Origin of the sequence: Geomicrobium sp. JCM 19038, from assembly GCF_000698125.1 — a bacterium.
Lineage (GTDB): Bacteria > Bacillota > Bacilli > Bacillales > Marinococcaceae > Geomicrobium_A.
On the sequence record NZ_BAXA01000002.1, the window covers coordinates 1 to 22,901 of the forward strand.

Annotated in this window: 21 protein-coding genes, 1 tRNA gene, 1 other RNA gene, 3 pseudogenes and 1 other annotated feature; of the genes and pseudogenes, 4 read left to right on the forward strand and 22 right to left on the reverse strand. The window is 41.1% G+C overall.

Features of this window, described 5'->3' with window-relative positions:
* Nucleotides 1-199: 199 nt before the first annotated feature.
* The 11 genes and pseudogenes from JCM19038_RS02805 to panD form a co-directional block, all read right to left on the reverse strand.
* Nucleotides 200-469: a pro-sigmaK processing inhibitor BofA family protein gene (locus JCM19038_RS02805; RefSeq protein ID WP_042414393.1), complete on the reverse strand. Its 270-nt coding sequence runs from the start codon at nucleotides 467-469 to the stop codon at nucleotides 200-202.
* Between the two features lie 104 nt (nucleotides 470-573).
* A complete protein-coding gene (locus tag JCM19038_RS02810; RefSeq protein WP_042414396.1) occupies nucleotides 574-771 on the reverse strand; it encodes a DUF2508 family protein in 198 nt (65 codons plus the stop codon).
* Nucleotides 768-1,364 (reverse strand): recombination mediator RecR, encoded by a 597-nt coding sequence (gene recR, locus JCM19038_RS02815; RefSeq protein WP_042414398.1) that lies wholly within the window; start codon nucleotides 1,362-1,364, stop codon nucleotides 768-770. The genes JCM19038_RS02810 and recR overlap by 4 nt, the downstream gene beginning before the upstream one ends.
* Nucleotides 1,365-1,377: 13 nt before the next feature.
* A complete protein-coding gene (locus JCM19038_RS02820) occupies nucleotides 1,378-1,689 on the reverse strand; it encodes a YbaB/EbfC family nucleoid-associated protein (protein WP_042358010.1) in 312 nt (103 codons plus the stop codon).
* Between the two features lie 13 nt (nucleotides 1,690-1,702).
* Nucleotides 1,703-2,089 (reverse strand): hypothetical protein, encoded by a 387-nt coding sequence (locus JCM19038_RS24810; protein WP_307189934.1) that lies wholly within the window; start codon nucleotides 2,087-2,089, stop codon nucleotides 1,703-1,705.
* Nucleotides 2,077-2,457: a hypothetical protein gene (locus JCM19038_RS24815; RefSeq protein WP_307189935.1), complete on the reverse strand. Its 381-nt coding sequence runs from the start codon at nucleotides 2,455-2,457 to the stop codon at nucleotides 2,077-2,079. Before JCM19038_RS24815 ends, JCM19038_RS24810 begins: the two co-directional genes overlap by 13 nt.
* Nucleotides 2,412-3,434 carry a DNA polymerase III subunit gamma/tau gene (dnaX, locus tag JCM19038_RS24820; protein ID WP_307189936.1) on the reverse strand — a complete coding sequence of 341 codons (1,023 nt, stop codon included), beginning with the start codon at nucleotides 3,432-3,434 and terminating at the stop codon, nucleotides 2,412-2,414. The genes JCM19038_RS24815 and dnaX overlap by 46 nt, the downstream gene beginning before the upstream one ends.
* A 124-nt stretch (nucleotides 3,435-3,558) precedes the next feature.
* Nucleotides 3,559-3,824, reverse strand: an RNA gene (ffs, locus tag JCM19038_RS21560) — signal recognition particle sRNA large type.
* Nucleotides 3,825-3,850: 26 nt separating this feature from the next.
* Nucleotides 3,851-4,341, reverse strand: a pseudogene (tadA, locus tag JCM19038_RS02830) (tRNA adenosine(34) deaminase TadA).
* A gap of 78 nt (nucleotides 4,342-4,419) precedes the next feature.
* Nucleotides 4,420-4,512: transfer RNA gene (locus JCM19038_RS02835), tRNA-Ser, on the reverse strand.
* Between the two features lie 145 nt (nucleotides 4,513-4,657).
* Nucleotides 4,658-5,041: an aspartate 1-decarboxylase gene (gene panD / locus JCM19038_RS02840; RefSeq protein WP_042415097.1), complete on the reverse strand. Its 384-nt coding sequence runs from the start codon at nucleotides 5,039-5,041 to the stop codon at nucleotides 4,658-4,660.
* Between the two features lie 227 nt (nucleotides 5,042-5,268).
* On the opposite strand from panD, the gene JCM19038_RS02845 reads away from it, so the two are divergent.
* From JCM19038_RS02845 to JCM19038_RS25305, 3 genes and pseudogenes are all read left to right on the forward strand, one after another.
* Nucleotides 5,269-5,790: a hypothetical protein gene (locus JCM19038_RS02845; protein WP_042414401.1), complete on the forward strand. Its 522-nt coding sequence runs from the start codon at nucleotides 5,269-5,271 to the stop codon at nucleotides 5,788-5,790.
* A gap of 134 nt (nucleotides 5,791-5,924) precedes the next feature.
* Nucleotides 5,925-7,558 (forward strand): annotated as a pseudogene (locus tag JCM19038_RS02850) (malate synthase G); the annotation flags it as partial.
* Between the two features lie 6 nt (nucleotides 7,559-7,564).
* Nucleotides 7,565-8,092 carry a hypothetical protein gene (locus JCM19038_RS25305; protein ID WP_373902409.1) on the forward strand — a complete coding sequence of 176 codons (528 nt, stop codon included), beginning with the start codon at nucleotides 7,565-7,567 and terminating at the stop codon, nucleotides 8,090-8,092.
* Between the two features lie 109 nt (nucleotides 8,093-8,201).
* On the opposite strand, the gene opp4C is transcribed toward JCM19038_RS25305, so the two are convergent.
* From opp4C to guaB, 10 genes and pseudogenes are all read right to left on the reverse strand, one after another.
* A complete protein-coding gene (gene opp4C / locus JCM19038_RS02855; RefSeq protein WP_042415100.1) occupies nucleotides 8,202-9,089 on the reverse strand; it encodes an oligopeptide ABC transporter permease in 888 nt (295 codons plus the stop codon).
* A gap of 38 nt (nucleotides 9,090-9,127) precedes the next feature.
* Complete coding sequence (locus tag JCM19038_RS02860) at nucleotides 9,128-10,084, reverse strand: ABC transporter permease (protein ID WP_042414404.1); 957 nt, start codon at nucleotides 10,082-10,084, stop codon at nucleotides 9,128-9,130.
* Between the two features lie 66 nt (nucleotides 10,085-10,150).
* Nucleotides 10,151-10,732 carry an ABC transporter substrate-binding protein gene (locus tag JCM19038_RS24195; protein WP_255343341.1) on the reverse strand — a complete coding sequence of 194 codons (582 nt, stop codon included), beginning with the start codon at nucleotides 10,730-10,732 and terminating at the stop codon, nucleotides 10,151-10,153.
* Entirely contained in the window at nucleotides 10,618-11,856 is a 1,239-nt protein-coding gene (locus JCM19038_RS02870; protein WP_042414410.1) for an ABC transporter substrate-binding protein, read from the reverse strand. The genes JCM19038_RS24195 and JCM19038_RS02870 overlap by 115 nt, the downstream gene beginning before the upstream one ends.
* A 92-nt stretch (nucleotides 11,857-11,948) precedes the next feature.
* Nucleotides 11,949-12,968, reverse strand: a complete 1,020-nt coding sequence (locus JCM19038_RS02875) for an ABC transporter ATP-binding protein (RefSeq protein WP_042414416.1) — start codon at nucleotides 12,966-12,968, stop codon at nucleotides 11,949-11,951.
* The gene (locus JCM19038_RS02880) at nucleotides 12,931-13,968 is read right to left on the reverse strand and encodes an ABC transporter ATP-binding protein (RefSeq protein ID WP_042414419.1); all 1,038 of its coding nucleotides are present in this window, start codon (nucleotides 13,966-13,968) and stop codon (nucleotides 12,931-12,933) included. Before JCM19038_RS02880 ends, JCM19038_RS02875 begins: the two co-directional genes overlap by 38 nt.
* Nucleotides 13,969-14,157: 189 nt before the next feature.
* Entirely contained in the window at nucleotides 14,158-14,607 is a 450-nt protein-coding gene (locus tag JCM19038_RS02885) for an Lrp/AsnC family transcriptional regulator (RefSeq protein WP_042358023.1), read from the reverse strand.
* A gap of 233 nt (nucleotides 14,608-14,840) precedes the next feature.
* Nucleotides 14,841-16,112 carry a serine--tRNA ligase gene (gene serS / locus JCM19038_RS02890; RefSeq protein ID WP_042414422.1) on the reverse strand — a complete coding sequence of 424 codons (1,272 nt, stop codon included), beginning with the start codon at nucleotides 16,110-16,112 and terminating at the stop codon, nucleotides 14,841-14,843.
* Nucleotides 16,113-16,153: 41 nt separating this feature from the next.
* Nucleotides 16,154-16,382 (reverse strand) — a binding site (T-box leader).
* Between the two features lie 53 nt (nucleotides 16,383-16,435).
* The gene (locus tag JCM19038_RS02895; protein WP_238554259.1) at nucleotides 16,436-17,782 is read right to left on the reverse strand and encodes a D-alanyl-D-alanine carboxypeptidase family protein; all 1,347 of its coding nucleotides are present in this window, start codon (nucleotides 17,780-17,782) and stop codon (nucleotides 16,436-16,438) included.
* 145 nt (nucleotides 17,783-17,927) lie between these two features.
* Nucleotides 17,928-19,384: pseudogene (gene guaB / locus JCM19038_RS02900) on the reverse strand (IMP dehydrogenase).
* Nucleotides 19,385-19,550: 166 nt separating this feature from the next.
* Between guaB and JCM19038_RS02905 the strand changes: the two are divergent.
* Nucleotides 19,551-20,276, forward strand: coding sequence for a YaaC family protein (locus JCM19038_RS02905; protein ID WP_042414427.1), 726 nt, complete (start codon nucleotides 19,551-19,553; stop codon nucleotides 20,274-20,276).
* A gap of 39 nt (nucleotides 20,277-20,315) precedes the next feature.
* Here JCM19038_RS02905 and gyrA read toward each other — a convergent pair whose 3' ends face one another.
* Complete coding sequence (gene gyrA / locus JCM19038_RS02910; RefSeq protein WP_042414429.1) at nucleotides 20,316-22,880, reverse strand: DNA gyrase subunit A; 2,565 nt, start codon at nucleotides 22,878-22,880, stop codon at nucleotides 20,316-20,318.
* Nucleotides 22,881-22,901: the final 21 nt, after the last annotated feature.

Consider the following 22,901-nt stretch of genomic DNA (forward strand, 5'->3'; position numbering starts at 1 on the left):
CTGTTGCTGTCGTTGTGACAGCGACTTTATTATCTTATCATCTCTTGCCGTCCGCGTCAATAACTTTTTTTAAAAAGTTTTCGTTGTGATCGTTTGTGTTTCGCGATCTCTTGCGGCGACTCTTAGTATATTATCAGGGTTCTATTAGACTGTCAACAAATCTAGTAATATTTTTTAAAAATATTTCGTGCTCCTATTTTTAAAATGGAAGCACGAAAAAATGAACGGCAAAAAGCATTAGAACTCCTGGTATACCAAGGAATCCAGCGATAGAGGCTGTGAACAAGTTGATAGGCATGTGAATGCCAGCTAAGTTTCCGAATAAGTTTATAAGAAACAAAGCAACTGCCCCTAATACCAATCGGATCGCTCCATTACCAATCCATTTCACTGGTTTTAACGAGACTCCTACAAACATTAATATAAAAACTGCCACTCCAATAATCGATACAAGTACAATGGGTTCCATCTTTATATCCCCTCTTTCTTTCTAGTTTTCACCATTGTATGCTTGTACTCGTTTAGACTTTCCTTGTTTCTAATAAAAAAGAAGAACCTTGGAATCGGCTCTTCTTACGTCATTCTTCTCGCTTCTTTTAAATATAAACGATACTTCGTTTCTTCTACTTTCACATACGTGAGTGCTTCATGACTTGGATCGATACTTTTCTCAATATGTTTCTTCTGTCTATGAAGTTTTTCTTTTTGTTGTTCAAGTAAATGGTAGATTCGTGCTTTTTCTCGTTTATAAACCTTTTTCTTTTGCTTCAAAGTTCTCGACGTCCTTCCACTGCTCTAGACAGTGTCACTTCATCTGCATACTCTAAATCTCCACCGACAGGTAAGCCATGCGCAAGTCTTGTTACACGTATTCCTGTTGGTTTAATCATTCTTGATAAATACATCGCTGTTGCTTCTCCTTCTATTGAAGGGTTTGTGGCAACCATAACTTCTTTAATCGTATCATCTTGCAGACGCTTAATTAATTCTGCCATGCGTATATCTTCAGGCCCAATACCATCCATTGGTGAAATGGCTCCATGTAAAACGTGGTATTGACCACGATACTCTTGCATTTTCTCAAGAGCCATCACATCTTTAGAGTCTTCGACAACACAGATGACTGAACGATCCCGCTGACTATCATCACAAATCAAGCAAGGGTCTTTATCTGTAATATAGTAACAAACAGAACAATGCGTGAGATCTCGCTTTGCATTGACGAGCGCCTTTGCAAATTCAAGAACATCGTCTTCTTTCATATTCAAAACATGAAACGCCAAGCGACTCGCCGTTTTCGGACCAATGCCTGGCAATTTCATAAATCCTTCGATTAACTTAGAAATCGGTGCAGGGTATTGCACGAATTCATTCCTCCTACATTAGGCCAGGAATATTCATTCCCTTCGTGAACTTACCTAAATCTTCCTCAACAAGCTTGTCTACTTGTTGCAAAGCGTCATTTGTTGCAGCAAGTACGAGGTCTTGTAGCATTTCTACGTCTTCAGGATCGACAACTTCCTCATCCATGATAACTTCCAAGATACGCTTATCCCCAGAAGCAACAACTTTAACAGCCCCGCCTCCAGCTGTTGCTTCAACAGTCTTTTCTTTTAGTTTCTCTTGCGCCTCAGCCATTTGCTTTTGCATTTTTTGCATTTGCTTCATCATGTTACCCATGTTTTTCATCGTAAAATCCTCCTTAAGAATTGGACGGCGAGTCGTCAATGACATGCACAAACTCTTCACCGACAAGTTTATGCGCCTCTGTAATTAGGCGATCTTCTTCCTCTTTCACTTCTGCTTGCTCTGTTTCTTGCGTCGAGTTCTGATCTTCATCAGATTGGTTAGATCTAAAGTTCGATTTGAGCTCTTCCCATTGATGATTTAAAAGCGTAATAATTTGGTAGCTATGATCATTATTAGATGCAATAGCCCTTTCCGTCAATGTTCGAAATTTGTCATCGATCATTCCACGATGCATTTCATTTTGAAAAACGAGAATCATTGCATCTGTACTAGCAGCTACCGGCTTTGCATCATTGATCCACGCAGAAGCAGGAACACTTTCTTGCTTTATCGTGCGCAAGACATCTGCCACTTGCTTTCAACTTTCGCTCGCTCTTCTTTTGATGCTTGTTGAAGCATTCGTGCGGCTTGTTTAACGGACGCCCCGTTTTGTGCCGTTGGCTGTGGCCTTCGTTTCGGAGGAGCTTTTTGATGTTGTTCTTCTCCAGAAGCTGCAGGTGATTGTGTTTTCACAGAATGAAGTTCTTTTTGCAACTGGGATAGTTGCTCTTTAAGTTGAGATACTTCACCTTGGTCAAACGCTGGTGCGGTTGTACTCCCGCCTGCTTTCGCTGCATGAATTAACGCCATCTCAAGAAAAATCTTCGGATGAGATGATCCTTTCATTTCACGTAACTCTCCGTGAAGACGTTCAATGCTATCATACACCATGTGCTCTCCACTCGCTCTGCCATCGATACAAATGCATCATCAGCTTGAACACGATCTAATAGTGTATTAAGAGACGGTGCGGTTTTATAAAGCATTAAATCACGTAAATAGTAAATTAAGTCTTCCATAAAACGAAGAGGATCTTTCCCCTCTCGAATTAATGCATCCGCAGCTTGAACAGCTTTTTCAGCATCTCCATCAATAATAGCCTCTACAGCGTCCGCCAAGAAACCTTGAGATACCGCTCCAGTAATTGCAAGCACATCTTCTGTACGAATCGTGTTATCTTCTGAAAATGATAATGCTTGATCAAGCAGACTCAATGCATCACGCATCCCGCCTTCTGCTACTCGAGAAATAAGGTGCAAAGCATCCTCTTCACATTCTGCTCCTACTTGTTCAAGAATGTAAGACATACGCTTGATTAATGTCTCCGGACCAATTCGCTTAAAATCAAATCGTTGTGTTCTTGAGATGATCGTCAACGGAATTTTATGAGATTCTGTTGTTGCTAAAATAAAGATCGCATGAGCTGGAGGCTCTTCGAGCGTTTTAAGTAATGCGTTAAATGCTCCTGTAGAGAGCATGTGAACCTCGTCAATAATATATACCTTATACTTTACATCTCGAGGTGCTGCGATGACATTATCACGAATGTAGCGAATTTCATCTACACCATTGTTCGACGCTGCATCAATTTCTATTACGTCAACGACCGCTCCACTCTGGATCCCTTTGCAAGCATCACACGTATCACATGGCTCAGCAACCGGCGCATGCTCACAGTTCACAGCTTTCGCCATAATTTTTGCAGCGCTCGTTTTCCCCGTTCCTCTCGGACCACTAAACAAGTAGGCGTGCGCTACCTTTTGTTGGATGAGGGCGTTTTGCAATGTTTTCGTGATGTGATTTTGACCCGCGACATCTTCAAGTCGCTTCGGTCTCCAAACGCGATATAATGCTTGATAGCTCATAGCTTCTGCCCCCTCCTTTCCAGTCCTTTGACGCTTTGTTTCTATTATACTGTTTTAAAGTGTCTTTTTCAAAATGAAAAAAGCCCCTCTAGTAAAGAGAGACTTCAATAGCTATGTTATGTAACCGCGCACCTTCCGTCGATCTATGCACCACAAGCGTTACCTAAGCAGTTGGCTCGATTCAGGCAACTCCACGGCACACGAAAGGTCATGCTTACTGCTGCTTCCTTCCGGACCTGACAGGGTTCACATGTTTCCGTTGCGTAGAACCCAAACGTCAACACTACTTACAAAGGGCAGACCTCGCAGCGCATAAACCTCGGGAAGGGATTCAGTCTTGCTATAGCGGATTGCAAGTACAGGGCACCGCTAATTCCCCACCTAGCACGGCATGTTAAAGTATATCTGATCAGTTACTAGAAATCAATGGACTTGTTTAATTTCTTTCTCATCCGAAGCTTTTTGAAAAAGTTCGTCAATAAATCGCTGCATTCATGACCAAGTACATCAGGCTTACAACGCACTGATGGTTTAAGCGTTCATCTTGAAGCACATTGCCGAGTGTCCCGGCGTAACCCGCCTTCGGATCTTTCGCTCCATAGACAACGCGAGGAATCCGCGCTTGCACAATCGCACCTGCACACATCGGACAAGGCTCTAACGTTACATACAACGTGCATTCTTCAAGACGCCAAGACCCAATTACACGATTCCCTTCCAAAATAGCCATACACTCTGCATGGGTAAACGTATGTTGATCATGTTCACGGCGATTATGAGCGCGACCAATGACCTCATCTTCATAAACGAGGACAGCACCAATCGGCACCTCATCAATCGCTTCCGCCTTTTTCGCTTCTTTAATCGCCAAACCCATAAAGTATTCGTCACGTTTTTGTTGTTCCATATGAAACAACTCTTTTCTTTTGAATTTAGACATAAAAAAAGACCACTTCATCATAAAGTAGGTCGTGTTTTAAAAATATGGCGGAGGAGGAGGGATTCGAACCCCCGCGGGGCGTTAACCCCCTGGCGGTTTTCAAGACCGCTCCCTTCAGCCGGACTTGGGTACTCCTCCGTGTGTGATACAACGTGTCCGACAAAAATTATAGTATCACGGACAGATAGAGAAATGCAATAGTTTTTAAGAATTTCTTTTGAAAAACTTTTTCTACTGCACATAACATCTCTGTTCTGCCCATTTTACCATAACGATATACTTCTTACTTAATTGTATGTGCAGGTTCAGTACCTGTTAGCTCAATAATCTTGTTTGATTCATCTAGTATAGCCACTTTTGGTTGATAACCTTTACATTCGGTTTGTTCAATCATTGTATACCCAATAACAATAATAACATCTCCAGGTTGAACAAGTCTTGCAGCAGCCCCATTTAAACAGAACACACCACTCCCGCGCTCACCAGCTATAATATACGTTTCTAGTCGCTCACCATTGTTATTGTTCACGACTTGTACTTTTTCATTTTCGACAAGATCAACGGCATCAAGTAAATCTTCATCGATTGTAATGCTGCCAACATAGTGCAGATTCGCTTCCGTAACGGTCGCTTTATGCAATTTGGCCTTCATCATATAACGGTACATCGCTTGCTCCTTTGAACGGTTTTCTCCATCATTAATGGTCCAAGTTAAATGTTTTTGGCCAAAGAAAAAACAATTCTTCACTAAAAGTACAACTCCTACTAAGGATGTTGTCTAAGCCTAGTATACATAACTGATCACACAGTTGTCATAAACGACTCGCATTTACATGTTTATAACTTCATTACGCGGGAACTATAGCACTATAATTAAAGAAAGGGGCTCATAAAATGGCCAAGAAAGACCTTGAGAATCAGTCGTTACTGTTTGTTAAATTCCCAGAACAAAGTCAAGCATATGAGGCACTATCTGAGCTAAAAAAGCGTTCCCAAGGCCCAGAACATCGCATTGTACAAGCTGCTGTCGTTGAAAAGAGCATTAATGACGATATGGTCTATAAAGATGGATTTACGACAGAACAAGAACATAGCAACGACTGGTTTAAAGGCGGAATGATCGGTGCCGTTGTTGGAATTCTAGGTGGCCCTTTTGGGGTTCTACTAGGTGGTGGAATCGGATCACTCATCGGTGCTGTTGTTACAGGAGACAAAATCAATGATCAAAGTAAAATCATTGATGGGAAATTAGATAGCATTGAAGCAGAAAATCCATTTATTATCGCTCTCATCGATGAAAATGATCAACGCTCATTAGATCAGACCTTTTATGAGATTGACGAACGAATCGTGATTCGTCGTAGCAAAGCTGAAGACGTTGCGAATGAAATTGCAGAGTCAGAAAGTAAGACATAACACATTTGTGTTATGTCTTACTTTACATCGACTATAACTAACAAGCATATTGTTCATTCCAAATATGTATTTCCGTTATTGAATAACAGACGATACACTAAAGGTACATACTTGAAGCTAAAGGAGAGGAAATTATGACGTACAAAGTAGTCGGAAATATAAAAATAGACGATCAACTTTACCGATTTGTAAATGAAGACGTAATTCCCGGAACTGGAATGACTGCTGAATACTTTTGGCAACAATACGATCTTTTACTCAGTGAGTACCAAGCTGAAAACAAAAGCTTACTGCAAGAGCGAGAAACATTACAACAGAAGATAAACGACTGGCACAAACAAAACTCCGGTAAAGAGCACTCCAGTGAATACGTCAATTTCCTTAAAGACATTGGCTACCTTGAAGAGCTAACTGCTCCTATTGAAATTACAACTAAAAATGTCGACACGGAAATTACAAACCAAGCTGGGCCACAGCTAGTCGTCCCTGTTAACAACGCTCGTTATGCGTTAAATGCTGCCAACGCTCGTTTTGGAAGCTTATATGATGCTCTTTATGGAAGCGATATTATCTCGGAAGAAAATGGGGCTACTCAAGGTTCTTCATATAATCCTGTACGAGGCGAGAAAGTCGTTGATTACGCAAAGTCATTCCTCGATCAAGCACTGCCTTTGCAAGATGGAAGCCATAAAGACGTTACATCTTACAGCATTTTAGAACAACAAGTCGTTGCTACGACGGCATCAAAACAAGTCCCGTTAAAGACACCATCACAGTTCATTGGGTTCAATGGAACAGAAGAAGACCCTTCTTCTCTATTATTCCTTAATAACAACAATCATCTTGAGCTTCAAATCGATCGAAATCATCCAATCGGAAAATCTGATTTATCTGGACTTAAAGATGTTATTTTGGAATCGGCAATTACGACGATTATCGACTGCGAAGATTCTGTAACCGCTGTAGATGCAGAAGATAAAGTACTCGTTTACCGCAACTGGCTCGGTCTAATGAAAGGTACTTTAGAGACGACATTTGAGAAAGACGGGAAATCGATCACTCGTAAGTTAAACAATGATCGGAATTATACGAGTCCAAATGGCGCAACGCTTTCATTGCACGGTCGTTCCTTATTATTTATTAGAAACGTCGGTCACCTCATGACAACTGACGCAATTTTAGATGAACATGACAATGAAACACCTGAAGGCATCATGGACGGAATGATTACGAGCCTTATTGCGCTCCATGATCTCAAAAAAACAAACGCTTTCCAAAACTCCAGAACTGGTTCGGTTTATATCGTAAAGCCGAAAATGCACGGATCAAAAGAAGTTGCCTTTACGAATAGCCTCTTTAATCGTATCGAAGATATTCTAAACTTAGATCGCTACACACTTAAAGTAGGGATTATGGATGAAGAACGTCGAACATCTTTGAATCTAAAAGCTTGTATTCAAGCTGCTAAAGAACGAACGGTCTTTATTAACACAGGTTTCCTAGATCGTACTGGAGATGAGATTCATACGTCGATGGAAGCAGGAGCTGTCATTCCAAAAGCCGCAATGAAAGGAAGCACATGGTTAAACTCGTATGAGAAATCAAACGTGCAACACGGGTTAAATAGTGGTTTCCAAGGAAAGGCCCAAATCGGCAAAGGAATGTGGCAATGCCCAACCTAATGAACGCGATGATCGAACAAAAAGGCGGTCAACTACGCGCAGGCGCAAATACAGCTTGGGTTCCTTCCCCTACTGCAGCTACGTTGCATGCGATGCATTACCATCAAATTGACGTTCAATCCATTCAAGAAATATTACTAGATGACCATACCGATTATCTAGAAGACATTTTACAAATCCCAACAACAAAAGAGACGTATAGCCAAGAAAACATTCAACAAGAACTGAACAACAACGCACAAGGTATTCTCGGTTATGTCGTCCGTTGGGTTGAACACGGTGTTGGCTGTTCTACTGTTCCAGACATTAATAATGTCGGTTTAATGGAAGACCGTGCGACACTTCGTATCTCTAGTCAGCACATGTGCAACTGGCTTTATCACGGCTTAACAAATGAAGAACAAGTAATGGAGACGATGAAGCGGATGGCCAAAGTCGTTGATGAACAAAATGCCGACGATCCAGCATACCGTAATATGGCACCAAACTTCGAAGACTCTGTTGCATTCCAGGCTGCATGTGATCTCGTCTTCAAAGGAAAAGAACAACCGAGCGGCTACACGGAACCAATTCTTCATCAACGAAGAAAAGAGGCCAAACAAAAATTAGCCGTCAAATAACAAAAACCCGTAACTAGTAGAGTTAGTTACGGGTTTTTATTTAGGGATTTAACCATATAAAAATCACTTACAACGCTTCTTTCAAAGCATTGTAAGTGAAAGATGGTGTTTATTTCTCAACAACACGAGGGTCTAGTGCATCTCGCAAACCGTCTCCAACAAAGTTAAAACTAAGAACGGTAAGGAAGATCATAAGACCAGGGAAAAGCGGGTACCACCATGCCGTTTGGAAAATCGTCAAGTTTTGTGCTGCAGTTAACATATTCCCCCACGTAGCCGTTGGTGGACTGATTCCAATACCAAGGAAACTTAGCGTTGATTCAGCAATAATAAATTGCCCTACAGCTAATGTCGCCGCAACAATTAATGGCCCAATGGCATTTGGCATGATGTGATTAAAAATGATGCGCCATTTCGAGATGCCTAGCGTTCTTGCAGCTAGTACGAATTCTCGTTTTTTAAGAGATAGCATTTCACCACGAATTAACCTTGCCGTACTCATCCACCCTAATACGGCAAAAGAGACAATCAGCCAAAAAGGGCTTGGACGGAACAATGCTACTAACGTAATCATAAGAAAGATATTCGGAAACGAAAATAGAATATCTACAATTCTCATGATAATGCTATCAATAATACCACCAAAATAACCAGCAATCGCCCCCATCGTTGCGCCAATAAATGTTGCACTTGCCATTGCAGCAAAACCAACAAGTAAGGACATTTGTCCAGCATATAATAATCGACTAAGTAAATCTCGCCCTAATTGATCTGCCCCGAGCGGATATTCAGCACTTGGTTCATGTAGACGAGCTACTAACGTTTGATAGTTTGGATCATGTGGCGCAAGTAATGGTGCAAATACTGCTGAACCGATAATGAGTAAGAGCATCACTAAGCCAAAGACCGCCAATTTATTTTGAAAAAACTTCACAACGAATATTCCAAGCATCGATCGATGTTTTCCGAGATTATCATGATTATTATTAGGGGTCATTGGTTCAGGTTTTCGATGTTGTAATTGGTCCATAGTCTTTAATCCTCCCTATACTCGATCCGTGGATCAACGATTGCATATAGAATGTCGGCAATAAGGTTACCGATAACAACAAGAACGGCTGTTAACATCGTAATAATCATAATAACTGGATAATCTCGTTGGTTAACACTCGTCATAAATAAATCTCCTAATCCTGGCCATGAAAACACGCTCTCTACGACAACAGATCCACCTATTAACGTCGGTAGCATAATTGCAATTAGCGTAATGAGTGGTAATAAGGCATTTCTAAGACCGTGCTTGAGTATTACTTTACTTTCCTTAAACCCTTTCGCTCTCGCTGTACGAATATAATCTTGATTTTTCACTTCTAACATACTCGTTCTCGTATACCGTGTGAGTTGTGCTGTATCGGCAGTGGCCAAAACAAGTGCAGGTAAAAATAAGTGATGCAATCGGTCCATAATATCAAAATCTGCATTGAGTGTTTGTACACCACCCACAGGAAACCACCCGAACTGAACACTTAAAAACATGATAAGCATTAAACCGATCCAAAAGTTCGGAACAGCTACTCCGGCAAATGAGACGAGTGTAATTGCATAATCAGTCTTTGTATATTGACGCACTGCTGAAATAATACCGATTGGTATTGCGATAACAATGGCTAATATCGTTGCCGCTGTCATCAAAATTAACGTATTCGGCAATCGTTCTAAAAGCATGTCGGAAACAGGTCGTTTCGTAATATAAGAATTACCGAAATCTCCTGTGACAACCCCGCTTATCCAACGGGCATATTGCACAGGTAAAGGTTCATTTAATCCCATAGCTTCGATTTGCGCCTCACGAGCCTCAGGTGGAACATTTGGATCAACGTCCAATACTGCCGGGCTCCCTGGTGCAAATTGCATGAGTGCAAACGTGATAATTGAAATTGCAATGAGCAGTGGAATTGTAATTAATAGTCTTCTAATAATATATGTAGTCATGATTCAAATCTCCTTTTATAAAAAAGTGAAGAGAGGCTTCCCCCTCTTCACTTCTTGAATGAAGATTTACTCCTCAATCCACCATTCTTGAACTCGGAATAGACCTGCTCTAGAGTTGTAGCTATGGTTTTGAATGTTGTCACGATACGCTTGGAATTCTGTTGGGTAATACATAAACGTATACACTTGATCTTCTGCTACTTGCATTGCTGCTTGTTGCAACGTTTCCATACGCTCATCAACGTCTAAGATTGCACGGTTATCTGTTGCTAACTCATCAAATTCTTCGCTCTCATAAGCGATGTTATTTTGACCTGATTCGATGTTACTAGAATGGAACAATGACTCCATGTTTGGATCAAGCGATAAACTCCAAGCACCAGCAATGGCATCGAAGTCCCAATTAGGAGGGTTAATACGATCCAAATAAGCACCAAATTCCATTGTTTCAGTCTCTACCTCGATACCAATTTCTCCAAGCATTTGTTGTACAGCTACAATCCAGTCTGTACGAACAAGCGCCTCAGAGTTTGTTAATAGACTAAATGCAAATACTTCACCATCACCATTAGCGAGTTGTCCACTATCATTTTGCTCCCAGCCTTCTTCTGCAAGGAGTTCAAGTGCTCCTTCTTGATCAAAAGGAATGGACTCGATTTCATCAGAATAAATTGGACCTTCTGGCTATGCGGGAACTCTGCTACGGTTCCGTGGCCATCCATAATTCCTTCAATAATTGCTTCACGATCAATGGCCATCGTTAAAGCACGACGAACATTTGCCGACTCGAACAATTCATTACGTTGGTTATAACCAATGTAGTTATAGCCGAATTGTGGCTCTTCTGCCAAATTGTAACCATCGATTGCTTCTACAGTCACAACATCTTGCGGTGCAGCATTCATAATATCAATTTCTCCAGCTTGTAGCATCGCAAGTTGAGCATCTGTATCCCCAATACGCCACGTAATATTTTGAATGTATGGTCCTTCATTGTGGTAATCATCACGTGCTTCATAGTTAATGTATTGACCTACTGTCCAGTCCGTCATTACGTAAGGACCTGCACCGATCACTGCATCAGTAGTACTCGCTTCATGCTCCTCGATCTCTGCATAAGTCTCGAGATCTCCTAGAATGTGCTCTGGCACAATTGGAGCTTGCTCTAAGTTAGCAGTTAGTGCTGCATCAGGTTCGCTCATCGTAAATGTTACTTCATACTCATCAGTTGCTTCTACATCCTCAACACGCTCAAAGAGAGTCGTCGATGTGCCTGCATAATCTTCCATAAGATAAATACCTACAGTAAAGACAACATCATCTGCAGTCACTTGTTCTCCGTCACTAAAAAACACATCATCACGTAGTTGAATAACTTGCTCTAAACCGTCTTCAGAAACTTCCGGTAAATCAACTGCAACGTCTGGCTCTACATCAAACCCCTCTACTGTTTGACGATAAAGAGCAGCATGTACAAGATCATGAGCATCACGCGAAGCTGTATCTGAAACCGTAGCAGGTGTTAAACCATTTGGTTCAGCATCTGAACCAACGATGATTTCGCCACCTTCAACTGGTTCCCCAGTTGCAGCGGAGTCTCCATCCTCACCGTCGCTGTCCTCTACATTGTCGCCATCTGTTTCTTCTGTATCAGGCTCAGTTCCTTCATCAGCGCCAGTTTCTGCGCCTTCATCACTACCTCCACAAGCGGCAAGCAACATCCCCATTGCGAAAATCATTACCAAAAACAACCATTGTGTTTTCTTCACCACTTAAAATCCCCCTTAAATTATCATAATAAGTTCTGAACGACCATACGACCTCACGTTGTTGAAAGATCCCCCTCATATGGAATAAAGCTTCATTAATGCAAATGACAAGCAACAAAATGATCTGGACGTACTTCTTTCATTTCTGGAATTACTTCTTTACAATGATCCATAACAAATGGACAACGTGTATGGAATACACAACCAGTCGGTGGATTAGCTGGACTAGGAATATCTCCTTTTAACAAAATACGTTCCTTTTTCACTTCCCTAGGATGTGAGCGTGGAACTGCCGATAATAATGCTTGAGTATATGGATGTAATGGTTCATCATATAAATCTTTTTTATTTGCAACCTCAGACATATTTCCGAGATACATCACACCAATTCGATCAGAAAAGTGCTTAACGACACTTAGATCATGTGCGATAAACAGATACGTAAGGTCGAATTCATCTTGTAAATCATTTAGTAAATTCAGAACTTGTGATTGGATTGACACATCAAGTGCCGATACAGGTTCGTCACCTACAATTAACTTTGGATTCAATACTAGTGAACGAGCGATACCAATACGTTGTCGCTGACCTCCTGAAAACTCGTGAGGATAACGATTGATAAACGATGGATTTAATCCCACTCTTTCTAGTATAGATTGTGCATACTCCCTACATTCTTTGTGTGTCTTATACATTCGATGTACTTTCAATGGCTCAATTAAGGTCGTCCCTACAGTTTTTCTAGGGTTTAACGATGAATAAGGGTCTTGAAAAACCATTTGCATATTCCGCCGTAAGTTGAACAAGTGTCTCTCTTTCTTTGAAGTAATATTTTCCCCTTCAAAAAATATTTCTCCTTCTGTTGGCTCGTACAGACGAGTTATTGTTCTTCCCGCAGTTGATTTACCACAACCAGACTCACCAACAAGACCGAAAGTTTCACCTTTTCTGATAAAAAAATCAATACCATCAACGGCTTTGATATAACCCTTAGTACGTTGAAGTACTCCTGCCTTTATTGGAAAATACTTTTTTAAATTCCTTACTTCAAGAATTTTTTCAGAATGCTGAATTTTTTCATTGGGTTTGTTTTGAGTGACGATTGATGTCCCCATCCTTACCGACTCCTTCCTCATGTAGAAAACAGCGTACTTTATGTCTCGTTTCTTTCTCTAGTAATGTTGGCTGTTCTTCCGTACACACTTGCATCGCGTATGGACAACGAGTCACAAAGCGGCATCCTTTGGGGAAGTTATCAGGCGTCGGTACCGAACCAGGAATCGATTGTAGACGAGTCTGCTCCTCGTTTAGTTTCGGCATAGAATTTAAAAGTCCTTCTGTATACGGGTGAAGAGGTTTGTCAAAAATTTCGTCAATCTTCGCCTCTTCAACCACTTGTCCCCCGTACATAACAACAACACGTTGTGCAAGTTCAGCGACGACACCGAGGTCGTGAGTTATGAGAATGATCGATGAATCGTAGTCTTTGGATAGCCCTCTCATTAAATCAAGAATTTGTGCTTGTACGGTTACATCCAATGCTGTCGTTGGCTCATCGGCAATGAGTAACTTAGGATTATTGCTCAGTGCCATCGCAATCATAACCCGTTGCCTCATTCCTCCTGATAAACGGTGCGGATATTCACGCATCATTTCCCGCGCTCTTGCAAAGCCCACAATCTCTAACATTTCAATTCCTTTTTCGTGCGCTTCACGTTTGGATAAAGGTTGATGATACATGAGTTGTTCTCGTAATTGTTCGCCAATTGTATAGACCGGATTTAACGACGACATCGGTTCTTGGAAGATCATCGAAATGTCGTTTCCCCGTACTTTATGCATGTCTTTTTTTGATTTCTTAAGTAAGTCTTCGCCATTAAAGATAATTTCTCCGTTCGTAACCTTCCCATTTGGTGCAGGAACGAGTTGCATAATTGAGAGCGACGTCATGCTCTTACCCGAGCCTGATTCCCCTACAATTGCTACTGTTTCTCCTTTTTCAACTGAAAAACTAACGCGGTCAACGACACTTAGTTCTTGTTTACGGCTGAAAAACGATGTCGTTACGTCTTTAAGTTCGATAACTGTTTCTTGCCCCAAAGCATGCACCCCCATTCAGTTAGATCTGTATGTATTTTTACACTTTATTGAATTGATAGATAATTATAAATGTGTAACAAGTGCCCTTGTATGAATGACAATGAAACTACTGAACATTATAAGGGCAGGATTTCAATGATGCAACGTTTTATTTAGTCTATTCTTAATATTTTTGAGATAATATTGTCACAATTCGTAACAATCTTAGCGATCAATATACGAAAACGTATCTTTATACTGCTTTAATTCAACGTTTACATCAACACTAATAATCCCTTCAATTTCTGATAGATCTTGGTTCACAAATGAGACGAGCTCATCGTTATTTTTGAAGTAAGCTTGGATGATTAGATCGTGTTTACCAGAAAACGCACCGATAAATCGAACAGAACCATGACCTTGCAATTGACAAGCAATTGAATCTTGCTTTCCTAATCGCGTCTCAAGTCCAATGATTGCTTGTACGTTTAAACCTACTTTGTTCGGATTCGTATGAATGATAAATTCAAACACATCCTCCTTTAGCATCTTATTGACACGAGAACGAACCGTCCCTTCGCTAACATCAAGAAGACGGGCAATTTCGCTATACGACTGCTTTCCATTTTGTTGTAAAAGAGCCAAAATCCTAAAATCCATTGTATCAAGTTCCATCTGCCCATCACATCGATTTCGTATATTATTTTAAATATTCACTACGCAATCGTTAGAAAAGAGTACTTCTTCTATTGAATTCGTAGAATAATTTAGACTTATTATACGGTGTGCTAGCCATCTATGCAATGGTTTTTTCATACAAGTATTTTCTTTAGAACGTGGCAATACTGATTATTAAACTACGACTTTTTTCATATTAAATAAGAGCACACTTTTGTGCGCTCTTACCGTTAAATCGTTTCTTTTCCACCCATATATGGAATTAATACGTTCGGAACACGAATCGTCCCGTCCTCTTGCTGATAGTTCTCAATAATTGCCGCAATCGTACGACCAACTGCAAGACCAGAACCATTTAACGTATGCACGTACTCTGCTTGAGCCTTTGGTTCTCGCTTAAATTTGATGTTTGCTCTTCTCGCTTGATAGTCTTCACAGTTACTACAAGAAGAGATTTCTTTATAGCTACCATAGCTCGGTAACCACACTTCAAGATCGTACGTTTTTGCAGCTGTAAAACCAATATCACCAGAACATAGATCTAACACACGGTAGGGAAGTTCGAGTTCTTGTAATACACGCTCTGCATGCCCCGTTAACTTCGTTAACGCTTCGTAAGAATCCTCAGGCTTCGTATACATAATGAGCTCGACTTTACTGAACTGATGCTGACGAATAATCCCACGTGTATCTCTTCCTGCAGAGCCTGCTTCAGCTCGGAAACATTGACTATAGGCAACATATTTAAGATCAAGGTCATCACCATGTAGAATTTCATTACGGTGAAGGTTTACGACCGGTACTTCTGCAGTTGGAATTAAATAATACGGTCCATCTTCGAGTGCAAACGCATCCTCTTCAAATTTCGGCAACTGTCCAGAACCAATCATGCTATCACGATGAACAATTTGCGGTGGTAGCGTTTCAATATACCCATGCTCATCTGCATGCAAGTCCATCATCCATTGCATAAGTGCACGCTCTAATCTTGCTCCACCACGTTTATAATACGCGAATCGGCTTCCCGTCGTACGCGCCGCTCGTTCAAAGTCAATAATATCAAGCTCTGTTGCTAAGTCCCAATGCGCCTTCGGTTCAAATTCGAACGTTTTAGGCTCTCCCCACGTTTTTACTTCTACGTTTTGTTCTTCACTTTCACCGATCGGTACAGTTTTATGAACGAGGTTCGGAATTGTTAGCAGTAAATGGTTAAGTTCTTCCTCGACGCCTCGCAGTTCTTCGTCAAATTGTTTCATTGCTTGACTAATTTCTTTTGTTGTTGCTATCAAATCATCCGCGCTTTCTTTCGCACGTTTTCTCTCTGCAACTTGCTTACTAATTTCGTTACGTCTTTGCTTTTGTTCCTCCGTTTTGACGATTAACTCTCGGCGTTTCTCATCAAGCGCAATGGTACGCTCAACTTCTTCTGGATTTCCACCTTGAGACTTGATGTTGGTTTTCACTTCTTCTACATGTTGACGAATGTATTTCATGTCTAACATAGTCATGCCTCCTTTAAAATATAAAAAACCGCCCCTGTAAAAACAGGGACGGTTAAACCGCGATGCCACCCTCGTTGTTGGTCCATAAAAGACCAACCAGCTCAAGCCCAATAACGTAGGGGATACGAAAGAACTTAGTTAAGAAGCAAACACTCCTCGTTCCGCTCTTCACTCAAGGCTGGATTCTTAATCGAATGTTTACCGGTTCGCAGCGACCACCGGCTCTCTGAGAAACTTCCGTTTAATACTATTGCCCGTCAACGTTTTTATTCATAGTGTAGACCATTTGTTCATGATTTACTCATTATAGCATGATTTTAAATTTACGAGAACCATCCACCAATCATGTCAGTTGTACGTCCCCAAAGCCCCGAGAAGAAATCACCGATGCCTCGCATGGAGAGTACGAACCAATTGGAACGTTCAACGTCTTGTTGTGTTACAACTGGTACTCGGTTTTGATTTTCTAATTTTTCATTAAGGTACTCAACGTCTTCTTCACCAGCATAAGAGATTGTTGCATACCCTACAGTTGTTCCTGCTTCAACAGGTGCATCTAACGTGCCGTCTTCATTAAGCACATCTGCTGCAATCGTAAATTCAACATTAAAATTCTCTTCATCTCCAGATGAGACGGGCACTACAATGTTAGAAGCCGTTGCGATCGCTACTTCTTGATCTCGTCCACTTGGAACTTCAATCGTTAACATTTCAGGATCCTGTTGACCCTCTTCTACAATTTCAGCCGTTTCATACGTATCAAACCCATAATCATAGAGCACTTTTGTTTGTTGGAAACGTGCTGAGTTATCTTCTGTTCGCATTACAACAGACAATAAACGAGTTCCGTCTTGCTCAACCGTTCCTGTAAATGCACTTCCTGCGCGCGAAGTTGAGCCTGTTTTTAACCCATCTACGCCTTCATACTCAAATAAATGCCCAGGTAACATCCAATTCCAGTTCGTCATTTCAACGTAATCATTCGTTCCTTCTCGGAACGGCAAGGAAGGAATGTTCGCTGTTTCTAGAATTTCGGGATACTCGGTAATCACGTGGTAAGCAAGTGTTGCCGTGTCTCTTGCTGACATTTCATTCTCAGCATTCTCATCAGTACCCTCAGGGTGAAATCCTTGCATACTCGAATTGTTTAACCCTGTTGAGTTGACAAAGTGTGTATTTGTAAGGCCTAACTCTTCAGCCGTTTCATTCATCAGATCAACAAAGGCTGCTTCACTACCTGCAACCGCTTCTGCTAATGCAATTGTTGAGCCGTTAGCTGAATAAATCGCCATCGCTTCATACATTTCTTCTACAGTATACGTCGTATCCGTACGTAAAAACACGTTTGATAAGGTTCTGTCTTGTGATAATAAGGCTACTTCATCGGTTACTGTTAACTCTTGATCCCACGATAATTCCCCTGCTTCAATCGCACGATTAACAAGGTATTCTGTCATCATCTTAGACATACTTGCCACTGGTAATTGCTCATCAATATTGTCTTCGTATAATAGTACGCCGCTTTCCATATCAACGAGAATTGATGCTTCTGCATCAATTGACGGTTCTTGTGCTGATGCTGGTGTAATAGCAACCGTAGCGAGTAAAGCTGCGGCGGTTAATGCAGTCATTGATTTATATGTATATCGTTTCATATAGGTACTTATCACGTTAACTAACACCCCTTGGTGATCTTGTCTAATCCAGACGTAATTTTACCACAGATGAACCGTAAAAAATAGATGCCTGTAGACAGTTCTTAATTTGTCCCTTTTTAATCAAAAAAAGACCCGGGAAATTTCCGGGAAATGAAAACTATACGCTATAATTCGGAGCTTCTTTCGTAATTTGAACATCATGTGGATGACTTTCTTTTAAAGAAGCACTCGTAATTTTGATGAACTGACCGTGTTCGTGAAGTGCTGCTAGGCTTTCTGTACCGCAGTAACCCATACCAGCACGCATTCCACCCGTCATTTGATAAAGGGTATCCGCTAGAGGACCTTTGTAAGCAATACGACCCTCGATCCCTTCTGGAACGAACTTTTTGTTTTCTTCTTGGAAGTAACGGTCGTTGCTTCCCTTTTCCATTGCTCCGAGTGAACCCATACCTCGGTATACTTTAAATTGACGACCTTGGTATATTTCTGTTTCTCCTGGACTCTCGCTTGTCCCTGCAAGCATGCTTCCGAGCATAACTGCTGAAGCGCCTGCTGCAAGTGCTTTAACGATATCTCCAGAGTATTTAATTCCACCATCAGCAATGATTGGTACGTCGTGTTTAGCGGCTTCTCTTGCACAATCGTAAACTGCTGTAATTTGTGGAACACCTACACCTGCGACGACACGAGTCGTACAGATTGATCCTGGTCCAATACCTACCTTAACAATATCAGCTCCAGCTTCAATAAGTCTTTCGTTCCTTCAGCCGTTGCAACATTACCGACAATCAAGGTGACATCCGGGTACTCATTACGGATCTCAGAAACCGTATCAAGAACTCCTTTAGAGTGACCGTGTGCCGTATCGATAACAAGTGCATCGACACTTGCTTCAACGAGAGCTTTAACACGAACGTTCGTATCTTTAGATACCCCAACAGCTGCAGCTACAAGCAAACGACCTTTTGAATCTTTCGCTGAGTGAGGGAATTCAATCGCTTTCTCAATATCTTTAATCGTAATAAGTCCCTTTAACGTCATATCTTCATCAACGAGAGGAAGCTTTTCAATTTTATGCTTTTGTAGAATTTGTTCTGCTTCATCAAGTGTCGTTCCAACTGGTGCTGTTACAAGGTTATCTTTCGTCATAACATCATCAATAAGAATCGCATAATCTTCGATAAAACGTAAATCACGATTCGTTAAAATCCCAACTAGCTTCTGATCTTCATCAACAATTGGAACACCAGAGATTCGGAATTTACCCATTAAGTGTTCTGCGTCAAACACTTGACGATCACGCGTCAGGAAAAATGGATCGGTAATTACACCGCTCTCCGAGCGTTTTACTCGGTCTACCATTTCTGCTTGTTCTTCGACACTCATGTTTTTGTGAATAACACCTAAACCGCCTTCACGAGCCATGGCAATCGCCATACCAGCTTCTGTAACTGTGTCCATTCCCGCACTAATAATCGGCACATTAAGTGGAAGCTTCTTCGTTAATTGTGTTGAAATGTTTACATTTCTCGGATGAATCTCCGATCTAGCCGGTACAAGCAAAACGTCATCGAACGTAAGTCCTTCTTTGGCAAACTTGTCTTCTCTCATCATTGAAGCTTCACCCTTTCTGGTCATTTCACGTGTATTCTTCGCTAAAACGGGGATAGTAATGCTAAAGATTGTAGAATGTATTTTTCCTATTTTATCACGTTTTTACGCAATGTTTAGGTGCGAACAAGAAGTTCTAACTTTCTAATAAATTGAAAGGAAAAACTTGTATGAACCGCTAAATGATGTCAGACCTTTTCTAGCAGTCGATCCTCTTCAGAAAAGTCTTCTTCGTTATTACATAAGAACTGGACATGAAGAGAAAAAGGCTAATTCCTTCGCTTATCAAAATACTCTACCGTTTCTTCATCGGTTCTTACAAGGAGAACGACTCTTAAATACGCAAGAATCTGCTGATCTTCACATTCAACCTTTGCTTCTTTATTATGGATTTACAGAGTTTCTAAAAGCGATTATATTGTTTTACCAACCTTCCTATCCAGAAACAACATCCGTGCTTGCGCATGGACTTAGTACGAGAAAACGAAAAAAGAAAGATTACCGTTTTATTGACGATGAAGTAAAAACACAACGCAACGGGCTTTTTCCGTTACTTTCTTCAAAAATGTTTCAGCTCACCATCGAAGAAGGAACACGTTTTAAAATGTCCGAGTTATTCATTCAACTACACGATATGGAATCAATCATTCGTCACGATGCACGAATGATCCCGCCGAAAAACATGACTATTGTTCCTGAATTACTTACACACCACATGCTGTTATATAACTTGAGCATGATTAGCCGTTATGAGAGTGAGTGGTGGGGTGAACTAATTACAAGTCGCTTGTCTCAAGACGTGCCTTTGATTGAATTGTATTTACAACAAGCAGGAAATCGTATTCGTACGTTAATTCGTGAAGAAACATTAAAGGGCCTCATAACAATGTAAAAGACCCTCAACTGTATGGTTGAGGGTCTAACTGGTTATTTAAGATTCGTTTTGATCGTTGGAGTCATTTGAATCAACATCACTTGATGTAGATTCGCCTTCTTCTGGTGATTCATTTGTTACTTCTTCTAATGTTTCATTCGAAGTCTCTTCGATCATTTCTTCTATTTCTTCGGCTTCTTCGTCTGGCTCAAAAGGTGCAACAGAGGACACTTCTTCATCATCCGCTACACGTATTAACGTAACACCTTGAGCATAACGACCGAGTGTTGAGATTTCGTCAGCTTTAATTCGAATCAAAACACCCTTAGCTGTGATTAACATTAAATCATAATCATCGGAGATGACACGGAGTGCAACAAGGTGCCCCGTTCGTTCCGTTAGCGTTGAAGCACGTAGCCCTTTTCCGCCTCGATTTTGAATACGGAATTCATCTTCATTCGTTCGTTTTCCGTATCCATTGTTCGACACAATCAGTACCTTTTGACCGGTTCCGACAATATCCATACCAACTACTTGATCGTTTTCATCAAGGTTAATGGCTTTTACACCACCAGCTGTACGTCCCATAGAACGGACATCTTCTTCCTCAAATCGAATCGCCATTGCATTTTTAGTACCGATAATAACATGATCGTCACCATTCGTTAATCGAACCCCATGAAGCTCATCATCATCACGAAGATTAATGGCAAAGAGTCCGCCTTTGCGAATGTTTGCGTATGCTGATAACGGTGTACGTTTTGCAATGCCTTTCTTCGTTAAGAAGAACAGGTAATTGTCGTCGCTAAATTCGTCGATCGGAATGACCGTACTAATTTCTTCGCCTTTTTCAATTTGAAGCAAATTTATGATTGGAATACCCTTAGCTGTACGACTAAGTTCTGGAATTTCGTATCCTTTTAAGCGATACACCTTCCCTTTATTCGTAAAGAAAAGGATTGTTTGGTGTGAATTCGTCGTAAAGAGATGCTCAACAAAGTCACCATCATTCGTTCCCATCCCCTGAATTCCACGACCACCACGACGTTGACTCTTGTATGTTGTAATCGGCAAGCGCTTAATGTATCCTTCATGCGTAACCGTAATAACAATGTTCTCTTGAGGAATTAAGTCTTCATCTTCAAGAACGTTCTCACTCGCATGAATCGCAGTACGTCGTTCATCATTATAACGTTCTCTTACCTCAGCAAGCTCTTCACGAATAAGCGTAAGTACTTTCTCATCATCCGCAAGAATCGCTTTTAACTCAGCAATTTTCGCGATTAACTCGTTATACTCTTGCTCAATCTTGTCTCGTTCAAGACCTGTTAATCGTTGAAGACGCATATCTAAAATCGCTTGAGCTTGTTCATAAGAAAGTTCATAGCTTTCCATTAAGCCATTACGTGCAATTTCAGTCGTCTCAGAACCACGAATGAGCGCGATAATGTCGTCAATATGATCAAGAGCAATTCGAAGTCCCTCGAGAATATGAGCTCTAGCTTCCGCTTTATTCAAATCAAACTGTGTACGACGACGAATGACTTCAATTTGGTGATCCAAGTAATGCTTTAGTGTCTCTTTTAAGTTCAACACTTTTGGCTGACCGCCAACGAGAGCTAGCATATTAATTCCAAACGTCGTTTGTAGTGACGTGAGCTTATAGAGATTGTTCAATAACACATTGGAATTGGTATCCTTACGAACTTCAATGACAATGCGCATACCTTGTCTAGCCGACTCATCACGAAGATCTGTAATTCCTTCGATCTTTTTCTCTCGTACAAGCTCTGCAATTTTTTCAACAAGGCGTGCTTTGTTCACTTGATAAGGAAGTTCCGTAACGATAATTTCTTCCTTACCACTCGGTTTAGTATCAATGTGAACGTTAGCACGAAGCGTAATCGATCCTCGACCTGTTTGATAAGCTTTACGGATTCCACTTCTACCCATAATTAAGCCAGCTGTAGGGAAATCAGGTCCTGGAATGTACTCCATTAATTCTTCAATCGTAATCTCCTCATCTTTGCTATAAGCAAGCAATCCGTCGATCACTTCTCCGAGTTGATGAGGAGGAATGTTCGTTGCCATACCTACGGCAATACCTGAAGCTCCGTTTACGAGTAAGTTCGGGAATCTTGCTGGTAACACGACTGGTTCACGTTCTGCACCATCATAGTTGTCTTGATAGTCGATCGTATCTTTACGAATATCACGAACGAGTTCAGTTGAAATCTTGGACATTTTGGCTTCTGTATACCGCATCGCTGCTGCAGAATCACCATCGACCGATCCAAAGTTTCCGTGTCCGTCAACGAGCATATAACGATAGCTGAAGTCTTGAGCCATACGAACCATCGCTTCGTATACAGCAGAGTCTCCGTGTGGATGGTATTTACCGATGACATCGCCGACAATACGTGCTGATTTCTTGTATGCCTTATCTGGTGTCATTCCTAATTCATTCATGGCGTAGAGAATACGTCGATGAACAGGTTTCATACCATCTCGAACGTCAGGAAGTGCACGGCTAACGATTACACTCATTGCGTAGTCAAGAAATGACGTTTGCATCTCTTGACTAATATTAATTTCATGAATTCTTGATTCCTGGTCTGCCATCCTCTTACCTCCAATTCCTTA

What these genes read in the sequence shown, in the direction of transcription:
- opp4C (WP_042415100.1), bottom strand. Translation starts at nt 9,089, where the DNA reads ATGACCCCTAATAATAATCATGATAATCTCGGAAAACATCGATCGATG.
- dnaX (WP_307189936.1), bottom strand. Translation starts at nt 3,434, where the DNA reads ATGAGCTATCAAGCATTATATCGCGTTTGGAGACCGAAGCGACTTGAA.
- gyrA (WP_042414429.1), bottom strand. Translation starts at nt 22,880, where the DNA reads ATGGCAGACCAGGAATCAAGAATTCATGAAATTAATATTAGTCAAGAG.
- JCM19038_RS02885 (WP_042358023.1), bottom strand. Translation starts at nt 14,607, where the DNA reads ATGGAACTTGATACAATGGATTTTAGGATTTTGGCTCTTTTACAACAA.
- JCM19038_RS02880 (WP_042414419.1), bottom strand. Translation starts at nt 13,968, where the DNA reads ATGGGGGTGCATGCTTTGGGGCAAGAAACAGTTATCGAACTTAAAGAC.
- serS (WP_042414422.1), bottom strand. Translation starts at nt 16,112, where the DNA reads ATGTTAGACATGAAATACATTCGTCAACATGTAGAAGAAGTGAAAACC.
- JCM19038_RS02875 (WP_042414416.1), bottom strand. Translation starts at nt 12,968, where the DNA reads ATGGGGACATCAATCGTCACTCAAAACAAACCCAATGAAAAAATTCAG.
- panD (WP_042415097.1), bottom strand. Translation starts at nt 5,041, where the DNA reads ATGTACCGTTATATGATGAAGGCCAAATTGCATAAAGCGACCGTTACG.
- JCM19038_RS25305 (WP_373902409.1), top strand. Translation starts at nt 7,565, where the DNA reads ATGCATTACCATCAAATTGACGTTCAATCCATTCAAGAAATATTACTA.
- JCM19038_RS02860 (WP_042414404.1), bottom strand. Translation starts at nt 10,084, where the DNA reads ATGACTACATATATTATTAGAAGACTATTAATTACAATTCCACTGCTC.
- JCM19038_RS02845 (WP_042414401.1), top strand. Translation starts at nt 5,269, where the DNA reads ATGGCCAAGAAAGACCTTGAGAATCAGTCGTTACTGTTTGTTAAATTC.
- JCM19038_RS02820 (WP_042358010.1), bottom strand. Translation starts at nt 1,689, where the DNA reads ATGAAAAACATGGGTAACATGATGAAGCAAATGCAAAAAATGCAAAAG.
- JCM19038_RS02805 (WP_042414393.1), bottom strand. Translation starts at nt 469, where the DNA reads ATGGAACCCATTGTACTTGTATCGATTATTGGAGTGGCAGTTTTTATA.